The following is a 13625-nucleotide window of genomic DNA, read 5'->3' as shown; positions in this document are numbered from 1 at the left end:
CAGGTGTTCGAACAGCGGGAGGCATTGCCGCCTCACCAGTACTTTCTCGCAGCAGCGGAGCACACCACCCCGGAGGTTCTTCCGATGAGCACAGCAACCAGCGCCCTGCGTTCCTCAGGCCCCACCGCCGCCCCGGAGCCGATGCTCCGCCGACGCCGGACCGCCCGCACCCCACGACCTTTCGCCTTGGTCCGGCCGGCGATGCCGCAGCCGGTCAGCGCCGAACCGCACGCGGTCGAAGCGTCGTCGACCGCGGTGCTCGCCGACTCTGTCTCGACTCGTCGAGCCGCCGCGGCGCCCACGAACCTCGCGCGCAGTATCGTCCGATCCGGCGTGTTGAGCATGCCCGCGAACAACCTGCCTGCCGCCGAACCGGCCGATATCGTCCGTCCCGCTCGGCGCATCGCACTCACCGACGCCGAACTCGATCTCGCCTTCGCCACCGTGCCTCGCAGTGCGCCGCAACGCCGTGCGGTTGTTCACCCGTCGGTCGAGCGCGGCCCACAGCTCCGCGCGCCGCGCAGCGAACTGTCGCTCTACTCCCGCGGTCGCGTGCGGACCGGCCGTGCCCGAGGTATGCATCCGCTGCATCGGGTCGAGCAGGCCAAGGTGGGCTTCGCCGCACTGGCTGTCACGGCGTTGGTGACCGCGCTGATCGTCGTGGGTTTCCTCGGGCTGGCGCACGTGCGGGCCGGCAGTTTCGTCGACCACGTCGACTCGACGATTCCCGGAACCTCGGAGCAGGCGGGCTTCGAGTCCGGCGCGCGGTTCGAGCCGGGCCGATGAGTGGAAACAGCTGCGCGGAAACGTTTTCGGGGAGGTTTCGGCAGCCCGCGAGATCATCGGTATCGACGAATCGCATCCTGAAACTAGAACACGTTGCTACGGTGACGGGCATCCTGCATCGAGGCCGGGGCCTCGATCGAACCCGGATGCGAGGTCTCGGTGCGCCGCTGCTCGGTCGCTCTACTGCTCACTGTGGTGCTCGGCGCGCTGCTGGCACCCGCCGCGCACGCGGTTCCCGCCTACGCCGCCTACCTCGATCTGCCTGCTCTCAACGGTGACGGCGAATACGGTGGCGGCCTGCACCCCGAGCTCCCGCTGTCGCAGCCACCGCTGCGGGAAGCACTGACCCGGGCACGGGCCGACGGCATCGACCCGGCACGGTATGCGACGTTGCTGCACCAGTATTGGCTCGTCGTAGCCACCGACAACGCCGCGATCGACCTCGAAGCCTGGGCGCCCGAGCGGGGTGTCGCGGCCAATTCCGCCACCTTCAGCCAGGTGTATGTGAACTACTTCCGCCTCGCCGCCGCCCGCTCCGATCTCTACTGGGCGGGCATGGCCGGCATCGCGGGCGCGTCGTTCGCCGCGGGCTTCTTCGACGTCGGCGACGTCGCCGGCGTCGTCTCCGTCGGCGGGATCCACGACCTCGGTAACACGGTGGCGGGCCTGCTCCGTGCCACTCCGCCGGAACTGCTCACCGGGGTACCGGCCGACATCACCGCCCTGGCCGTCCTCGGTCCGCGGCTGACCTTCGCCGACCTCGCCTGGTATCAGACCCGGCTGACGATCATGCAGAAGCACATCTTCATCGACCTGGTCCCGATGCACGAGGCCTACCTGGCCGACGGGATGGCGGGTATCGACGAGATGTTCGCGGCCGGTCTGCTCGACGACGGCATGCGGGTGGCCTGGACCGGGATCGACGGCGGCACCGAAGCGGGTCGCGCCGACGCGCTGGTCGCCATGGCCGACCGGGAACAGAACCAGATCGTCGCCGACCAGTGGGATGCGACCGCGCGTGGCCGCGACGGCATGGGGCGGGTACTCACCTATGTCACCACCGTCGCGGGCAAGCCCGCCGTTCCCGGCACCCGTGCTCCCGGCGTGTACGCCCCGGTCACGGTGTGGTCGCCGATCGCCGCGGGGCAGCCGCTGGGTCTGCGGACGCCGCTGCCCGCGTTCAACTGGGCCGACCGCGAGACCCGCTGGGACTACATCGCCGCCGACCTGCTGCCACGCCATCTCGCCCTCGCGACCGACGCGGCAGCCGCGGCGACGGTGTATCGCGAACCGTTCGCGGTCAAGCTCGACCGGGGCCGGATGCTGGCTCGGTTACCCGACATCATCGCGGACCTGACCACGCAGTGGCAGGTTGTGCCATCCTGACCGGTATCCTGTCAAGAGCCATGGAATAGAAATGCGCATCGACGAAGGAACCCTCGGATGCATTGCCCGTATTGCCGACACCCCGACTCGCGCGTCGTCGACTCGCGGGAAGCCGAGGAAGGTACTGCGATCCGTCGCCGTCGATCCTGCCCGAGCTGTGGGCGCCGATTCACCACGGTCGAGACTGCGATCCTGTCGGTGGTCAAGCGCAGTGGCGTCACCGAGCCGTTCAGCCGCGAGAAGGTGATCGTCGGTGTGCGCCGCGCGTGCCAGGGTCGCGAGGTCGATGACGACGCCCTGAACCTGCTCGCCCAGCAGGTCGAAGACGCGGTGCGCGCCAAGGGTTCTCCCGAGGTGCCGAGCCACGAGGTCGGTCTGGCCATCCTCGGCCCGCTGCGCGACCTCGACGAAGTGGCGTATCTGCGCTTCGCCTCGGTGTACCGATCCTTCACCAGCGCAGCCGATTTCGAACGCGAGATCACCGAGATGCGCGCGGCCCGCGAGGCTGCCGCCGTCGCCGCGACCGACTGATCCGCGCCGCGACCTCGGTGGCGCCGTGGCGAAACCGCAACGCCCGCACCGATTTCAGCGACGGATCGTGCCGATCGCCTTCTCGATGCGCTTGGCCGATACCGGGTACGGCGTGCCCAACTTCTGAGCGAAGAGACTGACCCGCAGTTCCTCGATCATCCACCAGATCTCGGTGACCTCACGGGCATTCTTGCGTCCGGGCGCCAGCGCGCTGACGAGCTTGTCGTAGGCGACGAGCATCCGATCCACCTCGACCATCCCCTGACGGTCGCGCACCGCCGAGCCCGGCAGCGATTCCAGGCGCTGGGCCGCGGCCAGCAGGTAGCGCGGGAGTTCACGCAGCCGCACCCGCCCCCATTCGGCGACGAAACCGGGGAAGAGCAGGTCGTCGAGTTGCTGGCGCACATCATCGGCGATATCGGTTTCGAGGGTGTCGGCCAGCGCAGCTCGCGCCTGCTGGGCGGCCGCCAGGACCGGCACGACGGTGCGGATCAGGGCGACGACCGCCGTGGACAGTTGCGGGCGGACGGCCGCCACGAGCTTGTCGAACTCCGCGGGCGTACGAACCGGGCCGCCCGCCTTGGCGATGAGTTCGTCGGCGGCGGCGATCCGGCAGTCCTCGACCAGTGTGTCCAGCGACCCGTCGGGGTTCTGACTCAGCGCCAGCCGATCGCGGGCGGGCAATCCGGCGGTGACCGCGCGCGTCGAGGTCGGGATCGCGGCGAGCAGCAGGGTGCGCACACCCGCTCGCATCGCGGCCGCCTGCTCGCCGGGCGAGCTCAGGACGCGCACCGCGACGCCCTCGCCCTCGGGGACGAGGGCCGGATACCCGGTCACGGTCTGGCCCGCGACCTCGCGGCTCACGGTCGGCGCGACCGAACCGAGCGACTCCGATGTCCACACCGTGGCGGGCGCACGCTCGGCACCGGCGGTCGCACGGGCCACCGACGCCGAAACCTGATCGGCCAGTTGCGCTTTGAGCTGTGGAAGACTCTTGCTCTTGGCCAGCACCTTGCCGCTCTGATCGACCGCGGCGAAGGTCATCCGCAGATGATCCGGCAGCGCGGTGGGGGAGAGATCGTCGGTGGTGATGGTGACCGAACCCAGCCGCGACAATTCCCGGGAGAGCCCGGTGCGCAGCGGTTCGGCGCGCGGGGTCAGCGCGCGCAAGGCCGCCGACGCGAAGTCGGGCGCCGGAACGACCGCGCGCCGCAACGTCTTCGGGAGGGTTTTGATGAACGCGGCGGCCAGCTCTTCGCGCATGCCGGGGACCAGCCAGTCGAAGCCGACCGCCCGCACGTGCGCGAGCTGTTCCACCGGGATCCGCGCGGTGACGCCGTCGTCGTCGCGCCCCGGCTCGAACTGGTAGGTCAGCGGGAAGCTGAGCTCGCCCTGGCGCCAGGCGTCGGGGAAGTCGGTCGGGTCGAGCGTGGCGATACCGGCATTGACCACGGTGTCGGTCGAGAAGTCCAGCAGCGCGGGATCATCGCGCTCGGTCTTGCGCCACCAGCTGTCGAAATGGCGCACCGACACGATGTCGGCGGGGACGCGCTTGTCGTAGAACTCGAACAGCACTTCGTCGTCGACGAGGATGTCGCGTCGCCGGGCCCGATGTTCGAGGTCGGCGACATCGTCGATCAGGGCCCGATTGCGGGCGAAGAACCCGTGCCGCGTCTGCCATTCGCCCTGTACCAGGGCATGGCGCAGGAACAGTTCGCGCGAAAGCTCCGGGTCGATGCGCCCGAAGTCCACCGGCCGCCCGGTCACCAACGGCACGCCGTACAGCGTCGCCCGCTCGTAGGCCCGCGCCGAGCCACGCTTGGACGACCAATGCGGTTCGGAGTAGGTACGTTTCACCAGATCGCCGGCGAGCCGTTCGGCCCACTCCGGCTCCACCTTCGCCGCGATCCGCCCCCACAGTCGCGAGGTCTCCACCAGTTCGGCCGCCATCACCCAGCGCGGCGCCTTCTTGGCCAGCGACGACCCGGGGAAGATCATGAACTTCGCGTTGCGCGCCCCGAGGAACTCCCGCGACTCCGCCTCGCGCACACCGATATGCGAGAGCATGCCCGCCAGCAGCGATTGGTGGATCTGCGTACTCGGCCATGGCATCGCGTCGTCATCGGATGAATCCGCTGACCCGGCAACGGCTTTCACGGGCGCGGCGTGCTGCCCACGTGGGGCTCCGCCGCCGCGGCGTCGTGACCGCCCGCCCGCTTGACGCGAGCCGTCGGCCTTGGTGCCCGCGCGGTCGGCGGTAGCGTTCGAACCGGCGTTCGTCTGTTCTCGGCCGGCACCCGCGTCGTTCCAGCCCATCCCGCGGGCGATCGTGCGCAGCTGGCCGTGCAGGTCCTGCCACTCCCTGATGCGCAGGTAGTGCAGGAACTCGTCGCGACACATCCGGCGGAACTGGTTGGACGACAGCGATTTCCGCTGCTCGGTGAGGTAGTCCCACAACCGTAGGTAGGCCAGGAAATCGGAGCCCTCGACAACGAAGCGCGCGTGCTGGGTGTCGGCCGCCTGCTGATGCTCGGCGGGACGTTCGCGCACATCCTGAATCGACAGCGCCGCGACAATGATCAGTACCTCGTCGAGGCACCCGTTGCGCTGCGCTTCGACGAGCATGCGCGCCATCCGCGGGTCCACCGGCAGCTGGGCCATCTCCCGCCCGATCGGCGTGAGGGTGAGATGTCCGCCCGAATCAGCTTCGCCGTCAACAGATTTCGTGCTCCCGTGCGCCAACGCGCCCAGTTCTTCGAGCAGTGCGATGCCGTCGCGGATGGCGCGCCGATCGGGGGCCTCCACGAACGGGAAACTCTCGATGTCGCCGAGCCCCAGCGCCGTCATCTGCAGGATGACCGCCGCGAGGTTGGTGCGCAGGATCTCCGGCTCGGTGAACGCGGGCCGCGCCTCGAAGTCGTCCTCGGAATACAGCCGGATACAGATACCGTCCGCCACGCGGCCGCAGCGACCCGATCGCTGCCGCGCGGAGGCCTGCGAGACCTCTTCGATCGGCAGCCGCTGTACCTTGGTGCGCATCGAATAGCGCGAAATGCGGGCTGTACCGGGGTCGATGACGTAGCGGATGCCCGGCACCGTCAGCGAGGTCTCGGCGACATTGGTGGCCAGCACCACCCGGCGCCCGGTATGCGGGGCGAAGACTTTGTGCTGTTCGGCGGCCGAGAGCCGCGCATACAGCGGCACGATCTCGGTGCGGGGCAGTTTCAGATCGCGCAGGGCGTCGGCGGTGTCACGGATCTCGCGTTCGCCCGACAGGAACACCAGCACGTCACCATCGCCCTCGGCGAACAGTTCGACGACCCCGTCGGCGATGGCGTCGGTGGGGTCGCGGTCGACGACGCGGGTGTCCTCGTCCTCGTCGGTGCCGGGGAGTTCCAGCGACAGCGGCCGGTACCGCAACTCGACCGGATACGACCGACCCGACACTTCGACGATCGGCGCGGGAGTGCCCTGCGCGTCGGCGAAATGACGGGCGAACAGTTCGGGATCGATCGTCGCCGAGGTGATGATCACCTTGAGATCGGGTCGCTGCGGCAGTAACTGCTTCAGGTATCCGAGCAGGAAGTCGATATTGAGGCTGCGTTCATGGGCCTCGTCGATGATGATCGTGTCGTAGCGGCGCAGCATCCGGTCGCGCTGGATCTCGGCGAGCAGGATGCCGTCGGTCATGAGTTTGACCAGCGTGCGCTCCGACGCCTGATCGGTGAACCGGACCGTGTAGCCGACCACGTCACCCAGTTCGGTGCGCAGTTCCTCGGCGATGCGTTCGGCCACGGTGCGCGCGGCGAGCCTGCGCGGCTGGGTGTGCCCGATGGTGCCGCGAATTCCGCGACCGAGTTCGAGGCAGATCTTCGGGATCTGGGTGGTCTTGCCGGAACCGGTCTCACCGGCCACGATCACGACCTGATGGGCGGCGATCGCCGCGGCGATGTCGTCGCGGCGCGCGGAAACGGGGAGTTGTTCGGGGTAGGTGATCTGCGGAAGCGCCGCGCGGCGATTGGCCACGCGGGTTTCGGCCGTGGCGACCTCGGCCTCGATGGCGGGTAGGTCGTCGGGGCGCGCACGGTCGAGCTTGCGCCGGAGCCGATGTTCATCGCGCAGCGAGACCTCCGCCAGGCGGGTGCGCAGCGCGCGGGTTCCGGTGCTAGCTGTCCTGGTCATTGCGCCTACCAGCCTAGCGAAGCCCGCCACCGGTTTTCCCCCGCGTTGCCCGCTCGCGCCCTCGCGGAGACCAACGACACACCGCGACGTCTGCCCGTCGCGGTCCGCGCGTCCCGTGATCACGCGCGACGCGACGGGCGTGCGAGCTCGAGCTCCCGGTCAGCGAGGCTGCGTCATGCGAGGATCCCGGCACGAGCGGTCGATGGGCGCAGCAGGACCGCCACAGCATTCGGAGAGGGCGTGGCATGAGTGCATCGGTGCGGACGGCGTGGTGGATCAGGGCCTACCGGATCGCCTTCGGGCTGCTCGGGATCCTCGCCCTGGTGTGGATTCCGCTGCGGAACATGGACTCGGCGAGCTTCTCACTCACGAACTACCTGAGCTACTTCACCATCGAGTCCAACATCTTGACCGTGATCGTGCTAGTCGTCGGGGGCACTCTCGCCCCGCAGAGCCCGCGCTGGCAGACGTTTCGCGGAGCGGTCACCCTGTACATGCTCATCACGATGGTCGTCTACGCGGTCCTGCTGGCCGACGTCGACGTGATGCTCACCGACAAGTGGATCAACGATGTCCTGCACCGCATCGTGCCGCTGGTCCTGCTGCTGGACTGGTTGTTCGTCGCGATGGCCGCGCGCCTTCGCCCGAGCCCCGAACTGATCGGCCTGTGGCTGATCTTCCCGGTGGCCTACGGCGTCTACAGCCTGATCCGCGGCCCGATCGTCGACTGGTACCCCTACCCGTTCATCGACCCGCGCACCCAGGGATATGTGTCGCTGACGATCGGGCTCGCGGTATTGCTGGTGGTGTTCGTCGTGCTCGCGGTTGCCATGGCGTCGCTGGGAGACCTGCCCGCTCGGTGGCGTGAACGCAAGTCCGAAGTCTGACCCACGGCGGGCCCGGTGCGCGGGTTCGCGCCGGGTGGGGTAAATGTGGAGCCATGAATGCGCTCTGGCATGGATTCGCCGATATGGGTGCCGTCAATCGTGACGGTGCGTTCGTTGTCGCTCGCGGCGAGGGCGCCTACGTCTTCGACACCGCGGGCAAGCGCTACCTCGATGCCACCGCCGGGCTGTGGTTCGCCAACGTGGGGCACGGTCGCGGGGAGATCGCCGACGCCGTCGCCGATCAGTTGCGCACCATCGCGCACTACTCCAACTTCGGCGACCTCACCGAAGCTCCGACCCAGGAACTCGCCGAGAAGCTCGCGTCGATCGCGCCCGTTCCCGGCAGCAAGATCTTCTTCACCTCCGGCGGCTCCGATTCGGTGGAGACCGCGGCCAAGCTGGCCCGCCGCTACTGGCACGAACAGGGCCGCGCCGACAAGAAGATCCTGGTCGGTCGCCGGTTGGCCTACCACGGCATGCACTACGCGAGCACCGCGCTCGGCGGTCTGACGCCGAACAAGGAGGGCTACGGCGTGCTGGTCGCCGACACCCGCACGGTCGAATGGGACGACGCGAAGTCGCTGCTCGCCCTGATCGAAGAGGTCGGCGCCGAGCAGATCGCCGCGTTCTTCTGCGAACCGATCATCGGTGCAGGCGGGGTGTACCTACCGCCCGAGGGCTACCTGGCCGAGGTCCGCCAGATCTGCCGCGACCACGACATCCTGTTCGTCGCCGACGAGGTCGTCACCGGGTTCGGCCGCATCGGTGGCTCCTGGTTCGCCTCCACCCGCTTCGATCTGCAGCCCGATCTGATGACCACCGCCAAGGGCCTCACCTCCGGCTACCTCCCGATGGGCGCGGTCTTCATCGCCCCCCACGTGGCCGAGCCCTTCTACGCCGGTGGCACCTGGTTCCGCCACGGCTACACCTACGGCGGCCACGCCGGTGCGGCCGCCGCGGCCCTGGCCAACCTCGCGATCGTCGAACGCGAAGGTCTGCTCGACGAGGCCGCCCGCCTCGAATCGACCCTGCACACCGCGTTGGCGCCCTTGGCCGATCACCCCCGCGTCGCCGAAGTCCGCAGCGGTCTCGGTGCCGTGGCCGCGGTCCAACTCGCCGACCCCTCCGAAGGCCCGGCCCTGGTGAGAACACTGCGCGAACACGGCATCTCGGGCCGCGCCGCCGGAGCGGGCGCGATGCAGATCTCGCCCTCGTTCGTCATGACCGACGCGCAGGTCGCCGAACTCGCTGCCGGATTCGCCCTCGCCCTCGGCTGATTCGTCCGCCGGTTCAGTGATACCCCGGGGAACTCAGTCGTCGTCGGTGAGATGGCGGAGGCGGGTGTTGAGATAGCGCTGCTCGGGAATGCCGGCGGTGAGTTGTGCCGCGCGGCGGTAGCTTTCGCGGGCCGCGGGACGGTCGCCGATCAATTCGAGCAGGTGGGCGCGCACCGCGTGGGTGCGGTGACGGCGGACCATCAGCGGGTCGTCGAGTAGCGGATCCATAAGGGCCAGACCGTCTCTCGGGTCGAAGGCCGTGCCGACGGCGACCGCGCGATTGAGCGTGACGATCGGGCCGGGCGCGATGCGGTCGAGCATGGCGTAGAGGATGCTGATCTGGCGCCAGTCGGTGCTCGCCCACGTGGGAGATTCGGCGTGGACCGCCGCGATCGCCGCTTGGAGTTGGCGGGTCAGGCGGATGGCCTCGTCGGCCATGGTCCGGTCGACCAGCGTGCCACCGGCCGAGCGGGTGTGTCCTTCGGCGAACAGCAGGTGGCACACATCGAGCACGGCGGCGATGCGGGCGGGCAGGTCGGCCTGCGCGGGCAGCTCGAATACCGCACCGGCCGCACGCAGCGTCGCCCTGGCCCTGGTCAGCCGCTGGGTCATCGTCCGTTCCAGGACGAGGTAGGCGGCGGCGATCTGTGCGGTACTCAGCCCGGCCACGGCGTGCAGGGTGAGAGCGACCTGGGAGGGGCGGCTCAGGCTCGGGTAGCAGCACAGCAGCAGCAGTCGCAGGGTGTCGTCGGCGTCGTCGGCAGAAGCGTCGGCTGGTGGTGCGAGGAAGGTATCGGCCGGTCGGGCGCGTGCGACGGCCTGCTCGCGTCCGCACCGTGCCTGGTCGGCTCGGACGCGGTCGATCAGTCGCCGCGAAGCGACCGCGTGACGAGCCAGCCGCGCGGGTTGGCCGGTAGTCCGTCCCGGGGCCACTGGGTCGCTGCCGCGGCGGCCGCTTCCTGGGCGGCGTCTTCGCACTCGCTCAGGTCGCTGTGTCGGCGCAGCAGGGCGGCCAGAACGTGCGGCGCCTCTTGCCGCCATACGTTCTCGACCGCGCTCGCGTCCATCGGTCGGTTCAGCCCATGATCGATCGCAGTTCGACGGTCTCGCCAGGGCTGTCTACATCACCTCGCGCGGAATCAGGAAGGTTCGAGCGCCACGGTGAAGAATCGGCTCAGCGGGTCGGGGGAGTAGCTGCCGAACGGGCCGCATTCGGTGAACCCGTGGCGCAGGTAGAGGCGGCGGGCCGGGGCGAAGAAGTCCTCGGCGCCGGTTTCCAGGCTCAGCCTGCGGTACCCGCGTTCTCGGGCTACCGCGACCAGGTGGGCGAGCACGGCGGCGGCCACACCTCGGCCGGTGTGTCCGTCGGCGGTGCGCATGGACTTGATCTCGGCGTGCCCGGCATCGAGTTCCTTCAGGGCGCCGCACCCGACGAGATCGTCGCCGGACCACGCGCTCCACACGGTGACCGCGGGATCGCGCAGGGCGGTGAGGTCGAGGGCGTGCATGCTGCACGCGGGGGTGGTGTCGGCCATTTCCCGGTGGTGAGCGGCCAGCAGGGCACGGACTGCGGCGCCGGAGAGATCGTCGGCCACCACCCGGAGTCGGGCGACCGCGGTAGTCGGGTTATCGGTCATCAGTCCAGTTTGCGGGTCGATGAACCCGGTCGGCCATCCGGGTCAGCTACCCAGTGTGTGCTCGGCGAACGTGGTGGCGTCGCGGGCCGTGCGTCCTGACCGTGGAAACAACCCCGGGACTGTGACCGGGGTGCGAGCATGGTGGAGCGGGTGTCGACTCGAAAGTGGTGGGGTGTGGCCGATTTCGTGGAGCAGTATGCGTTCGTGCGGTGGCCGGTGGTCGCCGCGTTCGTGCTGGCGTCGCTGATCGTGGCGACCCGGTTGACCAAGCGAACACCGCCCGCGCACCGAGTGGATACCGCATCCGACAGTGCGCACCTGCTCATGTGCTTGGTGATGCTGACCATGCTGGTGTTCCCCGCCGCCAGCGATCCGCACGCGATGCGCGGGCTGCTCACCGCCCTCACCGTCGCGTTCGCGATCCTGCTCGCCGAACGCGTCATGGGGTGGCGCACCGGATCGCCACCCGACGGCGTGCTGGCACTCGGGTATCACACGGTCGCCGCGGCGGCGATGCTCTACGCGATGGCCGGGCACGGGGCGGTGCACGGCGGCACCGATGGGGCCAGCTGGCCCGCCGTGGTGCTGGCGGTGCTGTTCGGCCTCGACGCGCTGCTCGCCCTCGGTACCGTCGGTCACCGGTCACGCTGGCACCGCTTCGTCCATCCCGCCGGTTCCCACCCGTTGACCTCGGCCCTGGTGCCCCATGTGGTGATGGATATCGGGACCGCGTTCATGCTGATCGCCGCGATCGGCCGGTGAATACCGATCCACAACCGCTCGCGCTGCGAATTGCCTTAGTGTGGGCAGGAATTCGACGATGAGCGGGCAGCGCGGTCCCCAACCGCCGTCGGGGGTCCGCGGTGACGGTACCCGCGTCCCCGCGATCGTCCGCGGCGCCGACGATCGCGAGGAGATGCGCGCGCTCTACCGCGCCACCGGCCCCGCCGCGTTCGGATTGGCGCTTCGGGTGCTGCACCGTCGCGGTGCGGCCGAAGATGTCGTCCGTGAGGGATATCGGCGTGCGCGAGCGGCGCAGTGGATCCTCGACGAGGACGACATCGACCGGGAACCTGTTTCCCGGTCCGCCGAATCCGCCGACGACACGATGGTCGGCCCGCCGTCGCGGCCGGGTCCGGACCTCGGCACGCCATGGGGCCGTTCGGCATTCGCCGCGACCGAACAGCGATCCGATCTGGACCCTGACCTCTCGGGTTCGATGGACGTCGCCTTCGGTCACGGCGTCGTCTACACCCATGACAGTTCCCGTCTGCCCGATGGAGGCGTCGACCACGTCGACTCCGGCGCTCGTTTCGAGGGACCGGATCACCTCGGCGCCGACTATCCGGAGGCTCGTCACGGCGGCGCCGATGACGGAGGCGGGCCCCGCAATCCCGACGCGGACCACACCGGTGTTGCCTCTCCCGGCCCTGGGCGGTCCGGCCCCGGCAACACCGAGGGGGACCATCTCGACCTGGCCCACTGGGATTTCGGTCACCTCGGCGCGTATTGGCCCGATGCCCGGCAGTTCGGCATCGACACAGAACGTCCGGGCCCCGACGCGGCCACTGCCCACGACAGTCCGGCGTTCACCCCCGACCAGTCCTGGCTACTGGCCCAGATCCATCGCCTCGCGGTCCAGCGGCTGCGACTGGACCGTCGCGGCGACGACGACATGCCGTGGCTCGCGGCCGCGGCCAGACTCGGCTTCGACGACCCACTCGACAGCCGCTGCGAAATCTTCGTTCTCGCCTACTACGGCGGCCGCACCTACCGTGCCATCGGCCGCGACCTCGGCCTGCGCGTGCCGATGGTCACGAGACTGCTGGCGGAGAGCATCGAACGGCTCGCCGAGCAGCGGATCGACCGGTGGACGGCCAGACAGTCGTGGTGTCCGCCGGGCTCGGTCCTGTCACTGGCCGACGCCTACGCGCTCGACGCGGTCGCCGAACTCGAGCACCACCACATCGAGAACAAGCTCACCGCCACCACCGCGAACAGTCTGTCGCAGTTCGCCACCCGCGTCCGTGGCGTGCACGAAGTGCTCGCGCTGCTGGCCGCCGACGACCAGCACACCCCGCCCCGCAATCTCGAAACCCGCATCCTCGCCGACCTGGGCACCGCACCGCAACGGCGCGGTCACTGGACGGCCAGACCGCCCTGGCTGCGTCGCTTCAGCGGTCAACCGGAGGGCTAGGCGCGTACCCGCGCCTTCGCTGCGGCCGGTTCAGAGCACCACCACGTGATCTTCGGCGACGCGCCCACCCAGGCGCACCCAGCCGTCGGAGTCCCATTCGGTGTAGAGCTGTGAGCCCTGCCCCTGCGTGATGATCAGCCCGCGACGCAACTGCCCGGTGAGCGCGACCGCCGCCGCTCCGGTCGCCTCGTCCTCGGCGATACCCATCGCCGGGGCGAACATCCTGGCCCGCAGCGCGCCACGCGACTCGTCGGTCCACGCCCAGAAGAAGTGCTGGCCTGCGGTGAAGTCGCCGGGCGACAAGGCCGCCAGCTCCTCGGCCGAATCCAATTGCCGGAAAACGAATTTCGGCGCCCACTCGGCACGCGCGGTGATCCAGGTCAGGCCGTCTGTCCGGGTGACGGCCACCGGGCCCGCGGGCACCCGCAAGGTGTGCACCGGCGTGCGCTGGACATCGAGCCACCACGCGGTGCCGACGGTGGGATGCCCGGCGAAGGGCAACTCGACGGCGGGTGTGTAGATGCGGACGTCGGCGACGCCGTCGACCGGATCGGAGACCACCGTGGTCTCGCTGAACCCCAGCCTCGCCGCCAGCTCCTGCTTGTCGAGGGCGACGACATCGCCGGCGCGGGCGATGCCGAGCGCGTTGCCGAGATTTCCGGCCGGATCGGTGAACACTCGGACGACCTCGACCTGGATATCCGGGGCATCGGGCACATCATGTGCGTTCATGATCGCGAGC

The 13625-nt window shown here is 69.4% G+C and carries 11 protein-coding genes; 7 read left to right on the top strand and 4 right to left on the bottom strand.

The features are described 5' to 3' along the window. Positions 1 to 84: 84 nt before the first annotated feature. The 3 genes from OHS03_RS18585 to nrdR all read left to right on the top strand — a co-directional run bounded on the left by OHS03_RS18585 (position 85) and on the right by nrdR (position 2703). Entirely contained in the window at positions 85 to 786 is a 702-nt protein-coding gene (locus OHS03_RS18585) for a hypothetical protein (protein WP_328655803.1), read from the top strand. A gap of 159 nt (positions 787 to 945) precedes the next feature. Then, entirely contained in the window at positions 946 to 2172 is a 1227-nt protein-coding gene (locus OHS03_RS18580; RefSeq protein WP_328655801.1) for a hypothetical protein, read from the top strand. 57 nt (positions 2173 to 2229) lie between these two features. Further along, positions 2230 to 2703 carry a transcriptional regulator NrdR gene (nrdR, locus tag OHS03_RS18575; protein WP_056811361.1) on the top strand — a complete coding sequence of 158 codons (474 nt, stop codon included), beginning with the start codon at positions 2230 to 2232 and terminating at the stop codon, positions 2701 to 2703. 54 nt (positions 2704 to 2757) lie between these two features. Here the strand turns inward: nrdR and hrpA are convergent, their stop codons facing one another. Then, positions 2758 to 6885, bottom strand: a complete 4128-nt coding sequence (hrpA, locus tag OHS03_RS18570; protein WP_328655799.1) for an ATP-dependent RNA helicase HrpA — start codon at positions 6883 to 6885, stop codon at positions 2758 to 2760. Positions 6886 to 7130: 245 nt separating this feature from the next. Between hrpA and OHS03_RS18565 the strand changes: the two genes are divergently transcribed. Then, positions 7131 to 7772: a Pr6Pr family membrane protein gene (locus OHS03_RS18565; RefSeq protein WP_328655797.1), complete on the top strand. Its 642-nt coding sequence runs from the start codon at positions 7131 to 7133 to the stop codon at positions 7770 to 7772. Positions 7773 to 7825: 53 nt separating this feature from the next. Beyond that, the gene (locus OHS03_RS18560) at positions 7826 to 9049 is read left to right on the top strand and encodes an aminotransferase family protein (protein WP_328655795.1); all 1224 of its coding nucleotides are present in this window, start codon (positions 7826 to 7828) and stop codon (positions 9047 to 9049) included. Between the two features lie 33 nt (positions 9050 to 9082). On the opposite strand, the gene OHS03_RS18555 is transcribed toward OHS03_RS18560, so the two are convergent. Both OHS03_RS18555 and OHS03_RS18550 read right to left on the bottom strand, forming a co-directional pair. Further along, the gene (locus OHS03_RS18555; RefSeq protein WP_328655793.1) at positions 9083 to 9982 is read right to left on the bottom strand and encodes an RNA polymerase sigma factor; all 900 of its coding nucleotides are present in this window, start codon (positions 9980 to 9982) and stop codon (positions 9083 to 9085) included. A 206-nt stretch (positions 9983 to 10188) separates the two neighbouring features. Further along, positions 10189 to 10686 (bottom strand): GNAT family N-acetyltransferase, encoded by a 498-nt coding sequence (locus tag OHS03_RS18550; protein ID WP_328655791.1) that lies wholly within the window; start codon positions 10684 to 10686, stop codon positions 10189 to 10191. A 150-nt stretch (positions 10687 to 10836) separates the two neighbouring features. Between OHS03_RS18550 and OHS03_RS18545 the strand changes: the two genes are divergently transcribed. After that, the gene (locus OHS03_RS18545) at positions 10837 to 11448 is read left to right on the top strand and encodes a DUF5134 domain-containing protein (protein WP_328655790.1); all 612 of its coding nucleotides are present in this window, start codon (positions 10837 to 10839) and stop codon (positions 11446 to 11448) included. A 58-nt stretch (positions 11449 to 11506) separates the two neighbouring features. Continuing rightward, positions 11507 to 12883, top strand: coding sequence for an RskA family anti-sigma factor (locus OHS03_RS18540; RefSeq protein WP_328655788.1), 1377 nt, complete (start codon positions 11507 to 11509; stop codon positions 12881 to 12883). A 30-nt stretch (positions 12884 to 12913) separates the two neighbouring features. On the opposite strand, the gene OHS03_RS18535 is transcribed toward OHS03_RS18540, so the two are convergent. Further along, positions 12914 to 13615: a PhzF family phenazine biosynthesis protein gene (locus OHS03_RS18535; protein WP_063055468.1), complete on the bottom strand. Its 702-nt coding sequence runs from the start codon at positions 13613 to 13615 to the stop codon at positions 12914 to 12916. Positions 13616 to 13625: the final 10 nt, after the last annotated feature.

It is taken from the genome of Nocardia salmonicida (assembly GCF_036142455.1).
Lineage (GTDB): Bacteria > Actinomycetota > Actinomycetes > Mycobacteriales > Mycobacteriaceae > Nocardia > Nocardia salmonicida.
This window is presented reverse-complemented; position numbering and strand designations above follow the sequence as displayed.

Excerpts from the sequence above, each read along its gene's own strand:
- OHS03_RS18535 (WP_063055468.1), bottom strand. The coding sequence starts at position 13,615 with ATGAACGCACATGATGTGCCCGATGCCCCGGATATCCAGGTCGAGGTC.
- nrdR (WP_056811361.1), top strand. The coding sequence starts at position 2,230 with ATGCATTGCCCGTATTGCCGACACCCCGACTCGCGCGTCGTCGACTCG.
- OHS03_RS18550 (WP_328655791.1), bottom strand. The coding sequence starts at position 10,686 with ATGACCGATAACCCGACTACCGCGGTCGCCCGACTCCGGGTGGTGGCC.
- OHS03_RS18540 (WP_328655788.1), top strand. The coding sequence starts at position 11,507 with ATGAGCGGGCAGCGCGGTCCCCAACCGCCGTCGGGGGTCCGCGGTGAC.
- OHS03_RS18565 (WP_328655797.1), top strand. The coding sequence starts at position 7,131 with ATGAGTGCATCGGTGCGGACGGCGTGGTGGATCAGGGCCTACCGGATC.
- hrpA (WP_328655799.1), bottom strand. The coding sequence starts at position 6,885 with ATGACCAGGACAGCTAGCACCGGAACCCGCGCGCTGCGCACCCGCCTG.
- OHS03_RS18560 (WP_328655795.1), top strand. The coding sequence starts at position 7,826 with ATGAATGCGCTCTGGCATGGATTCGCCGATATGGGTGCCGTCAATCGT.
- OHS03_RS18585 (WP_328655803.1), top strand. The coding sequence starts at position 85 with ATGAGCACAGCAACCAGCGCCCTGCGTTCCTCAGGCCCCACCGCCGCC.